General features: G+C 73.4%; 21 protein-coding genes. 13 read left to right on the top strand and 8 right to left on the bottom strand.

Annotation, left to right across the window (positions count from 1 at the left end; translation table 11 throughout):
• Positions 1 to 4 precede the first annotated feature (4 nt).
• Positions 5 to 859 (bottom strand): prephenate dehydratase, encoded by an 855-nt coding sequence (locus tag SA2016_RS13455; protein ID WP_066498944.1) that lies wholly within the window; start codon positions 857 to 859, stop codon positions 5 to 7.
• On the bottom strand, positions 856 to 1,557 hold the full coding sequence (thiE, locus tag SA2016_RS13450) for a thiamine phosphate synthase (RefSeq protein ID WP_066498942.1): 702 nt from the start codon (positions 1,555 to 1,557) through the stop codon (positions 856 to 858). Before thiE ends, SA2016_RS13455 begins: the two co-directional genes overlap by 4 nt.
• Before the next feature lie 118 nt (positions 1,558 to 1,675).
• On the opposite strand from thiE, the gene thiO reads away from it, so the two are divergent.
• From thiO to SA2016_RS13430, 4 genes are read left to right on the top strand one after another with little or no spacing between them, the layout of a single operon-like run.
• Positions 1,676 to 2,869, top strand: coding sequence for a glycine oxidase ThiO (gene thiO / locus SA2016_RS13445; RefSeq protein WP_066498940.1), 1,194 nt, complete (start codon positions 1,676 to 1,678; stop codon positions 2,867 to 2,869).
• Positions 2,869 to 3,117 (top strand): sulfur carrier protein ThiS, encoded by a 249-nt coding sequence (gene thiS, locus SA2016_RS13440; protein ID WP_066498935.1) that lies wholly within the window; start codon positions 2,869 to 2,871, stop codon positions 3,115 to 3,117. The genes thiO and thiS overlap by 1 nt, the downstream gene beginning before the upstream one ends.
• A gap of 1 nt (position 3,118) precedes the next feature.
• Positions 3,119 to 3,931 carry a thiazole synthase gene (locus SA2016_RS13435; protein WP_066498934.1) on the top strand — a complete coding sequence of 271 codons (813 nt, stop codon included), beginning with the start codon at positions 3,119 to 3,121 and terminating at the stop codon, positions 3,929 to 3,931.
• 40 nt (positions 3,932 to 3,971) lie between these two features.
• The gene (locus tag SA2016_RS13430) at positions 3,972 to 4,316 is read left to right on the top strand and encodes a 4a-hydroxytetrahydrobiopterin dehydratase (protein ID WP_066498933.1); all 345 of its coding nucleotides are present in this window, start codon (positions 3,972 to 3,974) and stop codon (positions 4,314 to 4,316) included.
• A 20-nt stretch (positions 4,317 to 4,336) separates the two neighbouring features.
• Here SA2016_RS13430 and SA2016_RS13425 read toward each other — a convergent pair whose 3' ends face one another.
• From SA2016_RS13425 to SA2016_RS13405, 5 genes are all read right to left on the bottom strand, one after another.
• Complete coding sequence (locus SA2016_RS13425; protein WP_218918320.1) at positions 4,337 to 5,821, bottom strand: HNH endonuclease signature motif containing protein; 1,485 nt, start codon at positions 5,819 to 5,821, stop codon at positions 4,337 to 4,339.
• Between the two features lie 132 nt (positions 5,822 to 5,953).
• Positions 5,954 to 6,730, bottom strand: a complete 777-nt coding sequence (locus tag SA2016_RS22720; protein WP_503413206.1) for a GNAT family N-acetyltransferase — start codon at positions 6,728 to 6,730, stop codon at positions 5,954 to 5,956.
• Entirely contained in the window at positions 6,613 to 6,927 is a 315-nt protein-coding gene (locus SA2016_RS13415) for a hypothetical protein (protein ID WP_066498924.1), read from the bottom strand. Before SA2016_RS13415 ends, SA2016_RS22720 begins: the two co-directional genes overlap by 118 nt.
• A 4-nt stretch (positions 6,928 to 6,931) precedes the next feature.
• On the bottom strand, positions 6,932 to 7,156 hold the full coding sequence (locus SA2016_RS13410) for a DUF3107 domain-containing protein (protein WP_066498921.1): 225 nt from the start codon (positions 7,154 to 7,156) through the stop codon (positions 6,932 to 6,934).
• Positions 7,157 to 7,228: 72 nt separating this feature from the next.
• Positions 7,229 to 7,810, bottom strand: coding sequence for a TetR/AcrR family transcriptional regulator (locus SA2016_RS13405; protein ID WP_084249517.1), 582 nt, complete (start codon positions 7,808 to 7,810; stop codon positions 7,229 to 7,231).
• A gap of 196 nt (positions 7,811 to 8,006) precedes the next feature.
• Between SA2016_RS13405 and moeB the strand changes: the two genes are divergently transcribed.
• Positions 8,007 to 9,191: a molybdopterin-synthase adenylyltransferase MoeB gene (gene moeB / locus SA2016_RS13400; protein WP_066498915.1), complete on the top strand. Its 1,185-nt coding sequence runs from the start codon at positions 8,007 to 8,009 to the stop codon at positions 9,189 to 9,191.
• A 42-nt stretch (positions 9,192 to 9,233) separates the two neighbouring features.
• Here the strand turns inward: moeB and SA2016_RS13395 are convergent, their stop codons facing one another.
• Positions 9,234 to 10,577: a glutamyl-tRNA reductase gene (locus tag SA2016_RS13395; protein ID WP_066498913.1), complete on the bottom strand. Its 1,344-nt coding sequence runs from the start codon at positions 10,575 to 10,577 to the stop codon at positions 9,234 to 9,236.
• A 108-nt stretch (positions 10,578 to 10,685) separates the two neighbouring features.
• On the opposite strand from SA2016_RS13395, the gene hemE reads away from it, so the two are divergent.
• The 8 genes from hemE (at position 10,686) to SA2016_RS13355 (ending at position 19,349) form a co-directional block, all read left to right on the top strand.
• Positions 10,686 to 11,747 carry a uroporphyrinogen decarboxylase gene (gene hemE / locus SA2016_RS13390; protein WP_066498910.1) on the top strand — a complete coding sequence of 354 codons (1,062 nt, stop codon included), beginning with the start codon at positions 10,686 to 10,688 and terminating at the stop codon, positions 11,745 to 11,747.
• Positions 11,747 to 13,270 carry a protoporphyrinogen oxidase gene (gene hemG, locus SA2016_RS13385; protein ID WP_066498905.1) on the top strand — a complete coding sequence of 508 codons (1,524 nt, stop codon included), beginning with the start codon at positions 11,747 to 11,749 and terminating at the stop codon, positions 13,268 to 13,270. The genes hemE and hemG overlap by 1 nt, the downstream gene beginning before the upstream one ends.
• A gap of 88 nt (positions 13,271 to 13,358) precedes the next feature.
• Positions 13,359 to 14,075: a hydrogen peroxide-dependent heme synthase gene (gene hemQ, locus SA2016_RS13380; RefSeq protein ID WP_066498901.1), complete on the top strand. Its 717-nt coding sequence runs from the start codon at positions 13,359 to 13,361 to the stop codon at positions 14,073 to 14,075.
• A 26-nt stretch (positions 14,076 to 14,101) separates the two neighbouring features.
• Positions 14,102 to 15,376, top strand: a complete 1,275-nt coding sequence (locus tag SA2016_RS13375; RefSeq protein WP_066502544.1) for a ferrochelatase — start codon at positions 14,102 to 14,104, stop codon at positions 15,374 to 15,376.
• A gap of 2 nt (positions 15,377 to 15,378) precedes the next feature.
• A complete protein-coding gene (gene hemC, locus SA2016_RS13370) occupies positions 15,379 to 16,365 on the top strand; it encodes a hydroxymethylbilane synthase (RefSeq protein ID WP_066498897.1) in 987 nt (328 codons plus the stop codon).
• The gene (locus SA2016_RS13365; protein WP_066498895.1) at positions 16,365 to 17,261 is read left to right on the top strand and encodes a uroporphyrinogen-III synthase; all 897 of its coding nucleotides are present in this window, start codon (positions 16,365 to 16,367) and stop codon (positions 17,259 to 17,261) included. Before hemC ends, SA2016_RS13365 begins: the two co-directional genes overlap by 1 nt.
• Positions 17,262 to 17,279: 18 nt before the next feature.
• Positions 17,280 to 18,260 (top strand): porphobilinogen synthase, encoded by a 981-nt coding sequence (gene hemB, locus SA2016_RS13360; RefSeq protein ID WP_066498893.1) that lies wholly within the window; start codon positions 17,280 to 17,282, stop codon positions 18,258 to 18,260.
• A 33-nt stretch (positions 18,261 to 18,293) separates the two neighbouring features.
• Positions 18,294 to 19,349, top strand: coding sequence for an LLM class flavin-dependent oxidoreductase (locus tag SA2016_RS13355; protein ID WP_066498891.1), 1,056 nt, complete (start codon positions 18,294 to 18,296; stop codon positions 19,347 to 19,349).
• The last annotated feature ends 35 nt before the right edge of the window (positions 19,350 to 19,384 follow it).

Raw genomic sequence — 19,384 nt, 5'->3', positions numbered from 1 at the left:
CAGCCTAGTCCCGACTAGCCTTCGTGGAGCCGAAGCGCCGCGGGTGGGCGGGGAAGACCCCGAGGATGCGCAGCTGGGTCGAGAAGAACTCGAGCTCCTCGAGCGCCCGGGCGAGCGCCGGCTCGTCGGGGTGGCCCTCCACATCGACCATGAACATGGTCGCCGCGAACCGGCCCTCGACCATGTAGCTCTCGAGTCGGGTCATGTTGACGCCGTTGGTCGCGAACCCGCCGAGAGCCTTGTACAGGGCCGCGGGGATGTTCCGGACCCGGAACACGAAGCTGGTCACGTACTGCGAGCCGTCGGCCTGCGGGTACTCGCGCGGCGGGGCGAGGACCACGAAGCGGGTCGTGTTGTGCTGCTGGTCCTCGATGTCGCTCGCGAGGACCGTGAGCCCGTAGCGCTCGGCCGCGAGCGGCGGGGCGATCGAGAGCTTGGCCGGATCCCCCCACTCGGCGACCTCGCGCGCCGAGCCCGCGGTGTCGCCGGCCACGACGGGGGTCAGCCCGTGGGCCCGGATGAAGCCGCGGCACTGCGCGAGCGCGTGCACGTGGGAGTGCACCTCCCGTGCGCCCTCGATCGTGGCGCCGGGGACGCCGAGGAGGCTGAAGCGGATGCGCAGGAAGTGCTCGCCGACGATCTGCAGGGGAGTGTCGGGCAGGAGCAGGTGGATGTCCGCGACCCGTCCGGCCACGGTGTTGTCGATCGGGATCATCGCCAGGTCCGCCTCGCCGCCGGTCACCGCCGCGAACGCGTCCTCGAAGGTCGCGCACGCGAGGGTCTCGGCGTTGGGGTAGGCCTCGAGGGCGGCCATGTGCGAGTTGGCACCGGGCTCGCCCTGGTACGCGACCGTCGTCATGGGCGCGGTGCGGCGGGAGCGGGCTGGGGGAGCTCGGCGCGGAGGCGGGCGGCGGCGTCGGCGGGATCGTCGGCGTCGGTGACGGCGCGGACGACGACGACTCGGCTCGCCCCCGCCTCGACCACCTGGGCCACGTTCGTGTGGTCGATCCCGCCGATGGCGAACCACGGCAGCGGCGAGAGGCCCGCCTCGAGCGCCTCGCGGGTGCGGCGCGCCGCGTGCTCCACGATCCCGAGGCCCACGGCGGCCCGGCCCGGCTTGGTCGGCGTGGCCCAGAGGGGGCCGGTGCAGAAGTAGTCGAGGCGCGCCTGGGCCGAGGACTCGGGGCTCTGCGCGTGCGCGATCGCGGTGTCGACGAGCTCGGGGGAGTTGGTCGAGAGGCCCACGAGCACAGACTGGTCCACGACGCGGCGGATCGCGCGGAGGGGCAGGTCCTTCTGGCCGACGTGGAACACGGGCGCCCCGGAGAGCAGGGCGATGTCCGCCCGGTCGTTCACGGCCCACAGCTTCCCGTGCCGCTCGGCGACCGCGCGCAGGACCTCGAGGAGCTCGAGCTCCTCGGCCGCCTCGATCTGCTTGTCGCGGAGCTGGATGATGTCCACCCCCCCGGAGAAGGCGGCGTCGAGGAAGGACTCGAAGTCGCCGCGGTCCCTGCGGGCATCGGTGCACACGTACAGCTGGGCGTCGGCGAGGAGCATGGAACTAGACTAGTGCCCAGTACTGCGGGAGCCCGCCAGTGTGAACTGCGCCAGGGCTGAGAGGGCCAGAGCCGACCGCTGCACCTGATCCGGGTCATGCCGGCGGAGGGAAGGAACCATGGAGAGCACGGACGCGCCCGGGACGACGCGGAACCCGGGCGACGTCGCCGACGTCATCGTCATCGGGGCCGGGGTGATCGGCCTGGGCATCGCCTGGACTGCCGCCCGCTCGGGCCGGCGCGTCGTCGTCGTCGACCCTGCGCCGGGCACCGGCGCGAGCTTCGCGGCGGCGGGCATGCTCGCCGCCGTCAGCGAGTACCACTACCAGGAGGAGGCCCTCCTCGGCCTCATGCTCGACTCCGCCCGGCGCTGGCCGGAGTTCGCCGCGGCCGCGGGCCCCGACTGCGGCTACCTCGCCACCCCGACCCTGTGCCTCGCGGCCGACGCCGCGGACCGCCAGGCGTTCGCCGACCTCAGGGCGGCCCAGGAGGCGCACGGCCTCGCCGTCCAGCCGCTCACCGTCCGCGAGGCTCGGAAGGCCGAGCCGCTCCTGGCCCCCGGCATCGCCGGCGCCTTCACGATCGAGGCCGACCACCAGGTCGATCCGCGGCGCCTCGTCGCGGCCCTGCTCGGCCGGCTCGGCGACGACGCCCTCGTGCCGGCCCGCGCGGCGTCGCTCGCGTGGGACGGCGGCCGGGTGGCCGGCGTCGTGCTCGAGGACGGGCAGGAGCTGCGCGCCGCCGAGACGGTGGTGGCCAACGGGCTGGGCGCCCGCGACCTGGGCGGCCTCCCGGTAGCCCTGCCGCTGCGGCCCGTCTACGGGGACATCCTGCGCCTGCGGGTGCCCGAGGCGCTCCGGCCGCTCGTGACGGCGACCGTCCGCGGGCTCGTCCGCGGGCGTCCCGTCTACGTGGTCCCGCGCGAGGACGGGACGGTGGTGATCGGCGCAACCCAGCGCGAGGACGGCTCCGGTGCCGTCTCGGCCGGCGGGGTCTACGAGCTGCTGCGCGACGCCCAGGCTCTCGTGCCCGCCGTGGCCGAGCTCGAGCTGACCGAGACCACCGCCCGCGCGCGCCCCGGGACACCGGACAACGCGCCTCTGCTCGGGCGCGTCGGGAACGTGCCCGGACTCATCGTGGCCACGGGGTTCTTCCGTCACGGCGTGCTCCTCACGCCCGCCGCGGCCGAGGTGTGCCGCCAGCTGCTCGAGGGGCGCACGGACCCCCAATGGGACTCGTTCCGGCCCGACAGATTCGCCTCGCAGCCCGCGAGGATCCCGGCCGTCTCGGCGGCAGAGAGAGGAGGCAGCTGATGCAGGCGACTGACCGCATCACCGTCAACGGCGAGCAGCGGGAACTCCCGCAGCCGTCCACCGTGCTGGCCCTCGTGTCCGCCACGACCGGCCGCGCCCTCGAGCACAACGGCAGGCCGGCCGACGGCGGGCGCCTCGGCGTCGCCGTCGCCCTCAATTCCGAGGTGGTCCCGCGCGGAAGCTGGGCGACCACCACGCTCGCGGCGGGCGACGCCGTCGAGCTCGTCACAGCGATGCAGGGAGGCTGAGATGACGCAGGCACACATCCGGGACGAGAGCACGGCGCTCGACGACGACCCGTTCGTGGTGGACGGCGTGCGGCTGGGCTCGCGGCTCATCATGGGCACCGGCGGGGCGCCCAGCCTCGACGGGCTCGGGGAGGCGCTCGAGGCGTCCGGCACGCAGCTGACCACCGTGGCGATGCGCCGCTATTCGCCCGCCGAGCAGGGGTCCCTCTTCCAGCTCCTGCTGGAGCGGGGCATCCGCGTCCTGCCCAACACCGCCGGGTGCTTCACCGCACGCGACGCCGTGCTCACGGCCGAGCTTGCCCGCGAGGCGCTCGAGACCGACTGGGTCAAGCTCGAGGTCATCGCGGACGAGACGACGCTCCTCCCGGACCCGATTGAGCTCGCCGATGCGACCGAGCAGCTCGTGGGCCGGGGCTTCAAGGTGTTCGCGTACACGAACGACGATCCCGTGCTGGCGCGCCGGCTCGAGCAGCTGGGCGCCGTCGCCGTCATGCCCCTCGGCGCGCCGATCGGGACCGGCCTGGGCATCCTGAATCCGCACAACATCGAGCTCATCGTGGCCCGCGCCGGCGTCCCGGTGGTCCTGGACGCAGGCATCGGCACGGCCTCCGACGCGACGCTGGCCATGGAACTGGGCTGCGATGCGGTGCTCCTGGCCACCGCGGTGACCCGTGCACAGGACCCCGCGCGGATGGCCCGGGCCTTCCGCCACGCCGTCGCGGCTGGGCGCCTCGCCTCGAAGGCGGGCCGCATTCCCCGGCGCGAGCACGCGCTCGCCTCGAGCCCGATGGAGGGGCGCGCACAGTTCCTCTGAGCAGTTCCGCCGGAAGCCAGCCCGGCCTACCCTGACTTCTATGGCACGCGAGCCGCTGAGCGAGGAAGAGATCAGGGACGAGCTGGGACGCCTCGCCGACTGGCGCCATGTGGGCGGTTCTCTCGCCACCGTGTACAAACTGCCGACCGCTGCGGCGGCGCTCGCGCTCATCGCGGCGGTCGGCGAGGTGGCCGAGGAGCTCAACCACCACCCGGATCTCGACTGGCGCTACAACCGCGTCATCCTCCGCTTCAGCAGCCATGACGCCGGCTCGGCCGTCACCGCCCGCGACGTCGAGGCGGCACACCGCTGCACCCTCCGCGCGGCGGCACTCGACGCCGTGGCCCAGCCTGAACGGCTCCCACAGGGCCCTGCGGGCTCGTAGGCGTACCGGAGTTTCTGCGGTCAGAACGGCGGGGGTGATTCCTCCCGCACCGCGACATCCGCGCCATGGGCCGGAGTGCCCGGTGGTTCCCCGCGCGTTGCCGGCTTGCCCGATGGTCCCCGTGGTGGGTGGTCGGTGGCCCTGGGGGCGAGGACGTGGTCGCGGTCGAGGGGCTCGGCGGGGAGGGCCTGGCCGAGGAGGGTGGTCCAGATCAGGGCGGGGGCGGGTGTGCCTGTGCCGTCTGTGCCATCGGTGTCCTCGGTGGTGCGGTCGTGGGTGAGGTGGTGGAGGGCGAGGGACTTGAGGGCGTGGTGCTGGGGGCACAGGAGGGCGAGGTTGGCGGCGTCGGTGGTGCCGCCGTCCTGCCATTCGGTGGTGTGGTCTGCCTCGGTGTTCTGGGCGGGGCGGGTGCAGCCGGGGACGCGGCAGGCGCCGTCGCGGTACTGGAGGAAGCGACGCAGCCCGGCCGGGGGCCGGTAGGCGGTGCGGCCGAGGGCGAGGGGTGTGCCCTCGGCGTCGGTGAAGAGGCGCTGCCATGTGGGCGCGGCGGCGGCGAGGGCGCGGGCGGTGGCCGGGTCGATGGCTCCATGGCCGTCCAGGATGGCGGGGGCGTCGGAGGCCCCGAGGGCGACGGCGAGGGGGATGTGGACGACGATCTCGGCCTTGACCTCGGCGAGCAGTTCCTCGGGGAAGGGGACGGCCGCCGAGGGCGCCGCCGCCGTGCGTTCCCGGGCGCCGAGGACCGCGTGGGCCAGGGCATCCGCCCGGAGCTGGGCGAGGGTGCGTGCCTCGCCGTCGGCGCGGCGGGCCGCGCGGGCGAGGGCGTCGGTGCGCTCGTACATCCCGGTGGCCGTCTCGGCGGGAAGGAGTGCGGAGAGGGTGCACATGCCGTCGCCTTCGGGCTGCAGCCAGACCCTGCGGTCCTCGCGGGCCGCGGCGCGGCGGTGGGCCATGGAGCCGGGGTGGAGGCGCTCGCGCAGGTCGCGGGCGAGGGCGCGGAACTCGCCCGGGGTGCGGAGGCGTCCCTGGCGGGTGCGGACCCGGGCGAGGGCCTCGAGGGCGTAGGGCTCGGCGGCGTGCTGGGGCAGGGTGGCGGCCTGGTCGACGAGGGCGCGGGCGTGGGCCTCGGTGATGTCTCCGGAGGCGAGGGCCTCGTGCACGGCCGGGTGGGTGTTGACCAGCGCGGTGGAGAAGTTCAGCGCCCGCGCAGCGGTGTGCTCGGAGGTGCCCTGCAGGGCGGCGAGCTCGGAGACGGCGACGGCGTGGGCGATGTTCCCGCTGAGGCGGGTGGGCTGGCCGTGGCGGCCCTCGAGGGGCTCCTCGGCGATCTCGGCGGCGAGCCGGTCGACCAGGACGGCCCGGAGGGCGGCGCTGTAGGCGTCGAAGTCGGCCAGGGCCTGCAGCGCCCGCGCAGTCCCTCCTGGGCCAGCCAGGGCCTCGGCGGAGACCTCGAGACCACCCGCGAGGACATCGGGGAACCGCGACGCGAACCCCAGCTCCACCACCGCACCCACCACGGTCTCACCCCCCCCAGCACCGACTCCAGGCAAAGATTCGAAGATATGTTCTAATACTATCGTCTCGAGGGATGCAGGTCCATGGTCGGGGGCAATGCCAGTGGCGCTGGCCCGGTTCGGCTAGTCCCGAGGGCCGACCTCGCGCCGCATGAAGACGCGCGGCCAGCGGGTCAGCCGGAGCGATTCTTCCTCGGCGCGGATCCGCACGAGTCCCGGACCCAGGGCCGGGGTGTCGATCGGGCGGAAGCCGAGGCGCCGGTAGTACGGCGCGTTCCAGGGCACCGAGGCGAACGTCGAGAGCGTCAGGGCCGGGACGCCGTGGCACTCCGCCCATCGAGAAGCATGGTCCAGCAGCGTCCGGCCGATGCGCCGGCCGGCGTGCGCAGGATGCACCGAGACCTGCTCGATGTGCAGGCAGCCGTCGACGAGGCGGGCCACGAGGTACGCCACGGGTGCGTCCTCACGGTCGGCCGCCACCCACGCGAGTCCCTCCTCGCGGTAGTGGTGGAGTGCCTCGACCGTGGGCGGCTCATCGTCTGCGATCTGGGCCATGCCGCGGCCCCGGAAGGCCTCCCCGGCCGCACGCTCAATGGCCTGGAGGGCGGGTAGTTCGTCGCGTCGGACGGAACGGATTCGCATTGCTCCATCATGGCCCGGACTGCGGCGCGGAAGCCGGATCGGCAGCGGCCGCCGGGCTTCCGGCGACCCAGCGACAGCAGAGGCGCGGACGGCGGCGGGTGGCAACCACCCGCCGTCGTCCGCGCCTGCGAAAAGCCGGTTCAGCTGCGGCGGAGGATCTCCGTGAGGGCCACGACGTCCCGCTTCGTGCGGCGGCGGCCCACCAGCACCGGCACGCAGACCGCGGCGGCGATGCCGACCGCCATCGGAAGCACCCACGGCATCCACGTCAGGCCGGCGATGTAGCCCGTGCCTGCGAAGACGAGGATGATCCACGTCAGGCACGCAGACGCGACCGCGGCGCCGACCGGGAGCATGATCCCGTAGGCGTCGTGGTGGTGGTCGGTGGCCCAGGCGATGAAGCCCGCGGCAGCCACCACGAGGATCACGATGACGAGCGACCAGACCGTTTCCATGCTGTCAGAGTGCGCCGAAGCCCACGCGGCGCTGCTCCTGGGCGCCGAGCTCGACATAGCCGATGACGGCGGACGGCACGATCACCTGGCGGCCCTTCTCGTCCTCGAGCCGCAGCTGCTTGCCGTCGGCGAGCGCCTCGGCCACGAGCTTCGCGACCTCGTCCGCGTCCTTGTTCGACTCGAGGATGATCTCGCGGCCGATGTTCTGGATGCCGATCTTGATTTCCACGTGACTCCTTGTGTCGGTGAAGGCTGGAACGGAACCGGGCCGGCATGGGCCGCCCGCTTCCCTATGAGTACCTTAGGCCTCTTTGGGGAAGCGCGAGATCCCCTTCCATGCGAGCCGCGCCACCAGGTCCGCCGCAACGTCGATGTCGAGGGAGGAGGACTTCTCGAGCCAGTACCTCGCACTCACCTGGGCCAGCCCCGCGAGGCCGCGGCCCAGGAGCTGGGCCTCGAGCAGCGGGAGCTTGGTGTCCGAGGCGATGACCTCGGCGATGGCCTCAGAGAATCCCCGGTTGAACGTCTCGAGGCGCGAGGCCACGTCCGGGTCGTTGACCAGGTCCGACTGGAAGACGAGGCGGTGCGCCTGGTCGTCCGCGGCGATGAAGTCGAAGTAGGCGCGGATCACCGCGTTCACGCGCTCGCGGTTGTCGGTGGTGGAATCCAGCGCCGCGCGCATGAGCTCGGTCAGCGTGCCGAGATGGCTGTCCAGGAGCGCGATGTACAGATCGCGCTTCGAGGGGAAGTGCTGGTACAGGACGGGCTTGCTGACCTGGGCGGTCTCGGCGATCTCGTCCATGGCGGCGCCGTGGTAGCCGTTGGCCGCGAAGACCTCGAGGGCGGCTGCCAAGAGCTGGGCGCGCCGCTCGTCGCGTGGCATTCGGGGCGAGCGCGGGGTCGTGGCTCGCGGTTCGGTACTCACTGAAGATGCCTTTCGGGTGGTCCGGGCCTGTGGAGCGTGGCCCAAACGGTAGTCCCACTCTACCCGGCGGTCATGACCCCACGCCGAATCGGTGACCGTCCCACCGCGTGGGCCCCGCTGGGTGCGCGCCCGCGATCGGGCCTAGATTGGGGGCATGGCCACCTCGCAGTCACCGATTCTTCCCCCGCTCGTCGAGCCGGCCGCGGAGCTCACCCCGGAGGAAGTGCAGCGCTACTCGCGCCACGTCATCATCCCGGAGATCGGCGAGATCGGGCAGCGGCGCCTCAAGAACGCCAAGGTCCTCGTGATGGGAGCCGGGGGACTGGGATCGCCCGCCATGCTCTACCTCGCCGCCGCGGGGGTGGGGACCCTCGGGATTGTCGACGACGACACCGTCGAGCTGTCCAACCTGCAGCGCCAGGTCATCCACGGCGTCTCCGGCGTAGGCCGCCCCAAGGCAGAATCGGCGCGGGACGCGATCCTCGAGCTCAATCCGCACGTGGAGGTCCGCCTCCACGAGGTCCACCTCGACTCCTCCAACGCCCTCGAGATCTTCGCCGACTACGACCTCATCCTCGACGGCACCGACAACTTCGCGACGCGCTACCTCGTGAACGACGCAGCCGCCATCCTCGGCAAGCCGTACGTGTGGGGCTCGATCTTCCGCTTCGACGGACAGGTGAGTGTGTTCTGGGCCGAGCACGGGCCCACCTACCGTGACGTCTTCCCCGAGCCGCCGCCGGCGGGCTCCGTGCCCTCCTGCGGCGAAGGGGGCGTGTTCGGCATGCTGTGCGCCGCGATCGGCGCCTCCATGGTCACCGAGGCCGTCAAGCTCATCACCGGCGTGGGCACGACGCTCCTCGGCCGCGTGCAGCTCTACGACGCGCTCACGGCGACGTGGCGGGAGATCCGCGTCGCGAAGGATCCCGACGCCGTTCCGATCACCGAGCTGACGGACTACGAGGCGTTCTGCGGGGTCGCTCCCGCTGCCGATCCGGGAAGGGACCGCACGGTGACCGCAGGGCAGCTCGCCACGATGCTGGCGGCCCGCGAGGCAGGGGTGAGGGACTTTGAGCTCATCGATGTCCGCGAGCCGGGAGAGGCATCCATCGTGTCCATCCCCGGCGCCCGGCTGATCCCGCAGGGGCGCCTGCTCTCCGGCGAGGCCTGGGACGAGGTCCCGCGGGACCGCGAGGTGGTCTTCCACTGCAAGGGCGGGGTGCGGTCGGCGAGCGTGCTCGCGGCCGCCATCGACGCGGGCTTCTCCAAGGTCCGTCATCTCGACGGGGGAGTGCTCGCGTGGGTCCGCGAGATCGAGCCGGAGAAGCCGGTCTACTGAGGCGGTACGCCGGTCTGCGGGGGCCAAGGCCCCCGTGGTGGCTCAGACGGCGCGGGAGTGGTCCACCGGGCAGTCGGCGTCCCCGGCGGAGGCCGCTGCCGGGCCGGCGCCGTTCGTCGGGGCGACCATCCCCGGGATGGCCACGCTGATGCCGTAGAGCGCCTCGAGCGCCGCGAGGTACTCGCTCTCACGGCCCTCGGCCGCGAGCTGCTTGGCCCGGACCGTCGGCGTGTGGAGGAGCTGCTTGACCATGCGGCGCATGGCGAACTCCACCTCCTCGGCGGCGGCCGTGCAGCCGTGGCGCGCGCGGACCTTCTCGATCTCGGCATCGAGCACCGCCATCGTGTGGCGGCGCAGGGCCACGATCGCGGCGTCGGCCTGGCGGGCCTGGCGCTCGGCCTCGAAGTCGGAGGCCGCGGCCGAGACGATCGCGCTGGCCTGGGCCAGGGACTCGGCCTGCTCCTCGGGCGCCGCGAGACGGACGGACTCGAGCGTGATCAGTTCCACCCCGTCGAGCGTGCCCACCCCCGGATCGAAGTCGTGGGTGAGGGCGAGGTCGATCACGACGAGCTGCTGCGGCGAGTCCTCTCGGATCGCGGCGAGCTCGACGGCCTCCATGGGGTTGTCCGAGCCGCTGCAGCCGATGAGCACGTCGGCCTCGGCGATGGCCTGCGGCAGGCCGCTGGCGTTCACGGCGATCCCGCCGCGGGCGGCCGCGAACTCGCGGGCACGGCCGGAGGAAGAGTAGACGGAGACCTGCGCGACGCCGCGCTCCTTCAGCAGGGCCATCGTGGCCCCGGCATAGGCGCCGGTGCCGAAGAGCACGGCCTTCTTGCCGTCCCAGGAGCGCTCCTCGGCGAGGTCCTCGGCGAGGTCGAGCGCCACGGAGACGATGGACAGGCCGCGGCTGCCGAGCGCCGTCTGGGTGCCGACCTCCTTGGCCGTCTTCGACGCGTTCTGGAACAGGCGCACGAGCGCGGGGCTCGCCGTCCCCTGCTCCTGGGCGGAGATGAGGGCGCGGCGGACCTGGCCGGCGATCTCGCGCTCGCCCACGACTGCGGAATCGAGCCCCGAGCTGACGGAGAAGAGGTGGCGGGTCACTTCGCGGCCCTGCGCGAGGGCGAACGCCCGGGACACCCGGTCCTCGGGGATGCCGCTGCGCGCGCTGATCTCGGAGATGATCGCGGACCGTGCGGCCTCCACGTCCTCGTGGCTCGCCGCCTCGGCGTAGATCTCGTAGCGGTTGCAGGTCGCCAGCACCACGGCGCCCTCCAGGGCGGGGGAGGAAGCGGCCCCTGCGGCCACGGAGGTAGCGCCGGTGCTCAATTGGGCAACGGTCTCAAGGTCGGTGTCGGCGTGAGTCGCCGTGAGGGAGAAAACAACCACAGCCCTGCCATCATAGCTTTTCGCTCGGGTGTAGAAAACGTCGTCTGCAGCACACTCCTGTGACAGCGTGTCGCCAAGGGCCTTGGAGGCGTTTGAGACAATCGGCCCATGACACTCAGCCCAGACCACCCGCTCAAGGACGGACGGACGGCGCAGTCGCCGCTCATCACGGCATACCGCGGGGGCCGGCCGAGCCGGAAGCCCGTCTGGTTCATGCGCCAAGCCGGCCGCTCGCTGCCCGAGTACCGCAAGGCCCGCGAGGGGGTGGGCATGCTCGAGGCGTGCCTGCGGCCCGAGCTCGCCGCGGAGATCACCCTCCAGCCGGTGCGCCGGCACGACGTGGACGCCGGGATCTTCTTCTCCGACATCGTCATCCCCCTCAAGCTCGCCGGCGTGGACGTGGACATCGTCCCCGGGGTGGGGCCCGTCCTGGCGAACCCCGTCCGCACCGAAACGGACGTCGCCGCGCTCCCGCGCCTCACCGACGCGGCCCTCGAGCCGATCCGCGAGGCCGTCCGCCTCACCGTGGACGAGCTCGGCACCACCCCCCTCATCGGCTTCGCCGGTGCCCCGTTCACGGTGGCGGCCTACATGGTCGAGGGCCGCCCGTCGCGCGACCACCTCGGTCCCCGAACCATGATGCACGGCGATCCGGGAACATGGGCGGCGCTCATGGCCTGGACAGCGGACGCCTCCGGGCGCTTCCTGCGGGCCCAGATCGAGGCGGGCGCCTCGGCGGGGCAGCTCTTCGACTCCTGGGCCGGCTCGCTCGGCCTCGAGGACTACCGCCGCTTCGTGGCCCCGTACTCGTCCCAGGCGCTCGACCACGTGCGCGACCTCGGCGCGCCGCTCGTCCACTTCGGCACCGGCACCTCCGAGCTGCTCGGCGCGATGTACGAGGTCGGTGTCGACGTCGTCGGCGTCGACTACCGGCTGCCGCTGCACGAGGCGAACCGCCGGCTGGGCGGCCGCGTGGTGCTCCAGGGCAACATCGACCCCGCACTCCTGGCCGCGCCGTGGAACACCCTCGAGGCGCACGTCCGCGATGTGGTGAAGGGCGGCGCCTCGGCCCCGGGCCACGTGGTCAACCTCGGCCACGGCGTCCCGCCGGAGACCGACCCGGACGTCCTGACCCGCGTGGTCGAGCTCGTCCACTCGATCACCTACTGATGCCCGGCAGCGTCGGCCCCGGCAGCAGCGCCGCACGGCCGCCCCGCGCACTCGTGGCGGGCGGGGGCATTTCCGGCCTGGTCGCAGCCCTCGAGCTGCGGCGGGCCGGCCTCGAGGTGACGGTGCTCGAGGCCGGCGCCCGCTGGGGCGGGTGCATCGGGGAGCACGAGGTGGCCGGGCTGACGCTGGACAGCGGGGCGGAGTCCTTCGCGACGCGCACCGATGCCGTCCGCACCCTCGTCCAGGAGGTCGGGCTCGGCGGCGACATCGTGGCGCCCCACCCCGCCGGGGCGTGGGTCCTGCTGCCAGACGGCCCCCGGGAACTGCCCAAGACCGGTGTCCTCGGCATCCCGGCGAACCCCTGGGACCCGGAGGTCCGCAAGGCCCTGGGCCTGCGCGGATCGGTGCGCGCCTCCCTGGACCGGTGGCTCCCCGTGCGGAAGCCGGGCGGGCAGGCCAGCGTGGCCGACCTCGTGCGGGCCCGGATGGGCCGGCGCGTCCTCGAGCGCCTCGTCGCCCCCGTGGTGGGCGGCGTCCACTCCGCGGATCCGGCGATGCTCGACGCCGACATGGTCGCCCCGGGCCTCCGACGACTCATGGCCCAGGAAGGTTCCCTCGCGGCCGCCGTCGCCGTGCAGCGGGGAGCCTCCCGGGGGCAGAAGGCCGGCTCAGCGGTGGCGGGCATCAGCGGCGGCCTCCACCGCATCGTCGCTGCGCTCGTGCGCGAGCTCGAGGCGGACGGCGTCCGCCTCGAGCTCGGCCAGCGCGTGGACCGGCTGGACCGCTCCGCGGGCGACGGCGGCGCGGTCCTCTGGCGGGTGGGCGCGGTCGCGCCGGCGGGCGACGGGCCGGAGGACGCCCCGGCGCGCCCCGAGGAGGTCTACGAGGCAGAGGTGGTCGTGGTCGCGCTCGGTGGCCCGGCCGCCGTCGAGCTCCTCTCCGACGCCGTCCCGGCGCTCGCCGGCCAGGAGCCGGTTCCCGGGCCAGAGGTCAAGCTCGTCACGCTCGTCCTCGACTGCCCGGCGCTCGACGCGCGCCCGCGCGGGACCGGGGTGCTCGTGGCGCCGCAGGTGCCCGGCATCCGGGCGAAGGCGCTGACGCATGCGACGGCCAAGTGGGACTGGCTCGCGGCCCGGGCGGGGGAGGGGACGCACGTGGTGCGGCTCTCCTACGGCCGCGCCGGGGACCCGCCGGCCGGGATCGCCGAGGCCGGGGCCGAGCCCGAGACCGACGACGAGCTGTTCGCGGCGGCCGTCGAGGACGCCTCCGCCCTCCTCGGCGTGGCCGTCTCCCCGGACGACGTCCTCGGTTGGGACGTGGTGCGCTGGGAGGGCGCCCTCCCGTTCGCCACGGTGGGCCATCGGGACCGCGTGGCCGCGATCCGGAGGCTCGTCGCCGCCCAGCCCGGCCTCGCCGTCGTGGGTGGCTGGGCCGCGGGGAACGGCCTCGCCGCCGTGATCCCGGACGCGCGCTCGCAGGCCGCGGCCGTCGCGTCCGCACTGGCGCGCACCGGGCCTGCCTGAGCCCCCGCCGATGTGATCTTCATCACTTCTACACCCTGTAGAACATTTGAATTCGATTTGGCCCATCCGAAGGAGCACACTGGTCACCATGAGCCACACATCCGTCGAATCTGTCACCAAAGCCGCGGGCGAGGGTGACGCTGCAGAGCAGCAGTTCTTCACCCTCTGGACCGTGTTCCGCCGCGTCCCGGGCGCTGCCGCCCCCGCCGGAAGCGCCGTGACCGAGTTCGAGTCGCTCGTGGCGCGCCTCGCGTCCGCGGGCGTCACCGTCCGCGGCACCTACGACGTCTCCGCGATGCGCGCCGACGCCGACATCATGGTGTGGCTGCACGGGCCGCAGCCGGAGGCGCTCCAGCAGGGCGTGCGCGATATCCGCCGCAGCGAGCTCTTCGACGGCACCGAGATCGCCTGGTCCGCCATGGGCGTGCACCGCGAGGCCGAGTTCGCCAAGGGCCACACCCCCGCGTTCTCCCGCGGGGTCGAGCCGAGCACGTGGCTGACCGTGTACCCGTTCGTCCGCTCCTACGAGTGGTACCTGCTCCCCGCCGACGAGCGCGCCCGCATGCTGCGCGACCACGGCATGCTCGGACGCGACTTCCCGCAGGTCCTGTCCAACACCGTCTCCGCCTTCGCGCTCGGGGACTGGGAGTGGCTCCTCGCGCTCGAGGCCCCCGAGCTGGTGGACCTCGTGGACATGATGCGCCACCTGCGCTACACCGATGCCCGCAACCACGTCCGCGAGGAAGTCCCGTTCTACACCGGGCGCCGCATCTCCGCGGCCGAGATCGCAGAGGTGCTCGCGTGAGCGCGGAGTCCACCGGCACCTTCGGGATCACGGTCGACGGCGCCGCCGCACCGCTCGCTGTCAGCACGGCGACGAACCCAGTCACCGAGGCCGGCCGCGCCGCTCCCACCGAGTACGACGCCATCCTGCTGGCCTCGTTCGGCGGTCCCGAGGGCCAGGACGACGTCATCCCGTTCCTGCGCAACGTCACCCGCGGCCGGGGCATCCCCGACGAGCGCCTCGAGGAGGTCAGCCACCACTACCGGGCGTTCGGCGGGATCAGCCCGATCAACGCCCAGAACCGCGAGCTCAAGGCGGCCCTCGAGGCCGAGCTCGCTGCCCAGGGCATCGACGTCCCGGTGTACTGGGGCAACCGCAACTGGGACCCGTACATCCCGCAGACGCTCCAGGAGATCTACGACGCCGGGCACCGCAAGGTCCTCATGCTCACCACGAGCGTCTACTCGTGCTACTCGAGCTGCCGGCAGTACCGCGAGGACATCGGCGTGGCCCTGACCGAGACCGGCCTCGCCGGGCGCCTCCGGGTGGACAAGATCCGCCAGTACTTCGACCACCCCGGCTTCGTGGCCCCGTTCGTCGAGGGCACCGCCGCCGGGCTCAAGCAGGTCCGCGAGGCCCTCGACGCCGCCGACGGCTCGCGCGACGGCGAGATCCGCGTCCTGTTCTCCACGCACTCGATCCCGACCCGTGACGCCGAGGCCGCCGGCCGTTCCGAGGGCGAGCCGCGCACGTTCGAGGGCGGCTCGGCCTACGTGGCCCAGCACCTCGCCAACGCGCGGGCGATCATGGCCGCCGTCGGCGCCCCGGAGGTGAAGTGGGACCTCGTGTACCAGTCCCGCTCGGGCGCGCCGCACATCCCGTGGCTCGAGCCCGACATCAACGACCACATCACCGCGATCGCCCCCGGCCAGGACGGCGCTGCCGCTCTCAAGGGCATCGTCATCGTCCCGCTCGGGTTCGTGAGCGACCACATGGAGGTCGCGTGGGACCTCGACACCGAGGCCCTCGAGACCTGCTCCGAGCTCGGCATCGAGGCCGTCCGCGTCCCCACCCCGGGCGTCCACCGCGACTTCGTGGCCGGCCTCGTGGAGCTGCTCCGCGAGCGCATGGCCCAGGGCACCGTGGCGGACCGTCCGCACGTGAGCGACCTCGGCCCGTGGTACGACGTGTGCCGCCCCGGGTGCTGCGCCAACTTCCGCGCCGACAAGCCGGTCATCTCCGAGGAGGGCGTCGAGCTGGGCACCGCCCACGACCCGCGCCCGGAATCGGCCGCGCTCCAGCCGGACGGCGGCGAGAGCTGAGCATGTCGGTCCGCATCGGAACCCGCGGGAGCGCACTGGCCCTGACCCAGTCGCAGCAGACCGCGGACCTGCTCGCCGCGGTGGGCGGCTTCTCGACCGAGCTCGTGCGCATCCGCACCGAGGGGGACGTCAAGACCGGCTCGCTCGCCTCCCTCGGCGGCACGGGCGTGTTCGTGGCGGCGCTGCGCGAGGCGCTCCTGGCCGACCGCTGCGACGTCGCGATCCACTCGCTCAAGGACCTCCCGACCACGGGCGAGCCCGGGCTCTCCGTCGCGGCCATCCCCGTCCGCGCCGACGCGCGCGACGTCCTGTGCGCGCGCGACGGCCTCACCCTCGACCGGCTCCCCGCCGGATCGAAGATCGGCACCGGGTCGCCCCGGCGCGCCGCCCAGCTGCGCGCCCTGCGCCCGGACCTGGAGGTCCTCGACATCCGCGGCAACGTGGACACGCGTCTCGGCCGCGTCCCGGGCCTTCCGGGGAATGCGCCCGACGCACCCGGCGACCTCGACGCGGTCGTCCTCGCCGCGGCCGGCCTCGCCCGCCTCGGCCGCACCGAGGTGGTGACGGAGTACTTCGAGCCCGACACCATGCTGCCCGCGCCCGGCCAGGGCGCCCTCGCGGTCGAGTGCCGGCTCGGGGACGCGCCCGAGCGTCCCGCCCACGGGGGCGCCGCCACCGCGGAAGGGGTGCTCGCCCAGGCGCTCGCCGCGATCGACGACGCCGACACCCGCCTCGCCGTGACCGCCGAACGGGCGCTCCTGGCCCGCCTCGAGGCCGGCTGCGCCGCCCCCGTCGGCGCGTTCGCGCGGCGCAAGGGCAGCATGCTGCACCTCGACGCGATCGTGTGCGCGGTGGACGGCACGAAGTCCCTGCGGCTCGCCCGGGCCACCGACGGCCTCACCGAGGTCGGCGCGACACTGCTCGGCGTCGAGCTCGCGGAACAGCTGCTCGAGCAGGGCGCCGCGGAGTTCGCGGACCTGGGCGCCTGATGGCGCCACCGGACGCGGGCGCGCCGGCGCTGGCGGGGCGCCGGGTGCTGCTCACGCGCAGCCCCGACCGGGCCGGAGCGATGGCCCGTGCGCTCGCCCAGGCCGGAGCCGAGCCGCTCCTGTTCCCCGTCATCGACTTCGAGCGCACCGAGGAGCCGGCCGCGCTGTCCGCGGCCCTCGACCGGCTCGCCGCCGGGGAATACGCGTGGCTCGTCGTCTCGAGCATCACCACGGTGCGCGCGCTCAAGGAGGCCGCGGCCGGCCGCGGGACCACGCTCGCCGAGCTTGTCCCGGAGGCCGTGCACGTCGCGACCATCGGGCCGAGCTCGCGCCGGGTCCTCGAGGCCGAGGGGCTGCGGGTGGACCTCGCGCCGGGCGACCGGCAGTCCGCCGAGGGGCTCGTCGAACTGTGGTCCTGGCTCGACGACGGCGCTGCCGGGGCCGATGGTGCCGGTGTCGCTCGCGTCCTCGTCCCGCAGAGCAACCTCGCCGCGCCCACGCTCGCCGAGGGCCTGGCGGCCAAGGGCTGGGCGGTGGAGGCGGTCACCGCCTACCGCACCGTGGACTACCCGGCCGACCCGGCCCGGCGCCTCACCGCGGTGCTGGCGGTGGCCGCGGGCGAGGGCGGCGAGGAGGCGCCCGGCGTCGTCCTCACCCCTCACGAAGCGAACGGCGAGCTCGCCGCGGGCCGGATCGACGCCGTCGTCGCCGCCTCGCCGAGCGCCGCCCGGAGGATCCACGAGACGCTGCGCCCGCTCGAGGCGGTCCAGCTCATCGCGATCGGCGAGCCGACCGCCGCAGAACTGCGTGCCCTCGGCCTCACCGTCGGTGCGACCGCCGCGACCCCCACCCCGGAGGGGATCGCGGAGGCCGTGGCGCGCTCGCTGTACCGCTGACCCCACGAAGGAGACACCATGGGCTTCCCGACCCACCGCCCCCGCCGACTGCGCCAGACCCCGGCGCTGCGCCGGCTCGTCGCCCAGACGCGCCTGCACCCCGCCGAGCTCATCCTCCCCGCCTTCGTCCGCGAGGGCCTCTCCGAGCCGTCGCCGATCCAGGCCATGCCCGGCGTCGTCCAGCACACCATGGACTCGCTGCGGCGCGCCGCCGCCGAGGCGGCCGAGCTGGGCCTCGGCGGGATCATGCTCTTCGGCGTGCCCGAGGAGCGCGACGCCGAGGGCTCCGCGGGCCTCGACCCAGACGGCGTGCTCAATGCCGGCATCCGCGCCGTCCGCGAGGAGGTCGGCGACTCCCTCGTGGTGATGAGCGACGTGTGCCTCGACGAGTTCACCGACCACGGCCACTGCGGCGTCCTCGATGCCGAGGGCCGGGTGGACAACGACGCCACGCTCGAGATCTACGGCCGCATGGCCGTGGCCCAGGCCGAGGCGGGCGCCCACGTCCTCGGCCCCTCCGGCATGATGGACGGCCAGGTCGGCGTGATCCGGCAGGCGCTCGACGCCGCGGGCCGGCAGGACGTGGCGATCCTCGCCTACGCCGCCAAGTACGCCTCGCCGTTCTACGGCCCGTTCCGCGAGGCCGTGGATTCCCAGCTCAAGGGCGATCGCCGCACCTACCAGATGGACGCCGCGAACCGCCGCGAGGCGATGCTCGAGGTGGAGCTGGACCTCGAGGAGGGCGCGGACATGCTCATGGTCAAGCCCGCCATGAGCTTCCTCGACATTCTGGCCGACGTCGCGGCCATGAGCCCGGTGCCCGTGGCCGCGTACCAGATCTCGGGGGAGTACTCGATGATCGAGGCCGCCGCCGCGAACGGGTGGATCGACCGGCAGGCCTCGATCCTCGAGTCGGTGCTCGGCATCCGCCGCGCCGGCGCGAACATGGTGCTCACCTACTGGGCCCCGGAGATCGCCGGCTGGCTCAAGGAGTCCTGAGCCGGGAATGGACGGGACCGCTGCGGAGTTTCAATGCATATGCATGGAACCAGTGAGAGGCCTCCCGTCCTCCTCGGCCTGAACACGTTCGGCGACGTGGGCCTCGGGCCCGATGGCGCCCCGAAACCCGAGGCCCAGGTGATCCGGGAGGTCGTCGAGGAGGGCGTCCTGGCCGACCAGGTCGGCCTGCACTCCTTCGACGTCGGCGAGCACCACCGCAGGGACTTCGCGGTCTCGGCGCCCGAGGTGGTCCTCTCCGCGATCGCCGCGAAGACCGAGCACGTGCGCCTCGGCTCCGCGGTCACGGTGCTCTCCTCGGACGACCCGGTCCGGGTCTTCCAGCGGTTCGCGACGCTCGACGCCGTCTCCTCCGGCCGCGCGGAGGTCATCCTCGGCCGCGGCTCCTTCATCGAGTCCTTCCCGCTCTTCGGGTTCGACCTCGAGGACTACGAGACGCTGTTCGAGGAGAAGCTCGAGCTCTTCGACCGCGTCCGCTCGCAGAAGCCGGTCCACTGGCAGGGCCGGCACCGCGGGCCGATCAGCGGGCTCACGGCCTACCCCCACGTCGAGGAGGGCCTCCTGCCCGTGTGGGTCGGCGTGGGCGGGACCCCGCAGTCGGTGGTGCGCGCCGCGCACTACGGCTACCCCGTGAGCTTCGCGATCATCGGCGGCGAGCCTGCCCGCTTCGCCCCGTACGTCGAGCTCTACAAGCGCTCGCTCGAGAAGTTCGGCAAGCCGTACACCATGCTCGCCACCCACTCGCCGGGCCACGTCGCGGACACCGACGAGCAGGCCCGCGAAGAGCTCTTCCCGCACTGGCTCGCGATGCGCAACCGGCTGGGCGAGGAGCGCGGCTGGGGCCCCGGCAGCCGCACGGAGTTCAACGCCCAGGCCTCCCGCCCCGGCGCGCTCTACGTCGGCTCGCCGGAGACGGTGGCCCGGAAGATCGCCGACACCCACCGCGCCCTCGGCACCGAGCGCTTCGACCTCAAGTACTCCAACGGCACCCTGCCGCACGGCGCCATGATGAAGAGCATCGAGCTCTACGGCACCAAGGTGGCACCCCTCGTGGCCGACATGCTCGCCTAGGTGCCGCACCCCACCTCGGCGAGCGGCCGGCGTCG

The sequence above is a fragment of the Sinomonas atrocyanea genome, from assembly GCF_001577305.1.
In the GTDB taxonomy this organism is placed as follows: domain Bacteria; phylum Actinomycetota; class Actinomycetes; order Actinomycetales; family Micrococcaceae; genus Sinomonas; species Sinomonas atrocyanea.
Note: the sequence above shows the minus strand (reverse complement) of the source record. Positions and strands in the feature narration are given on the sequence as shown.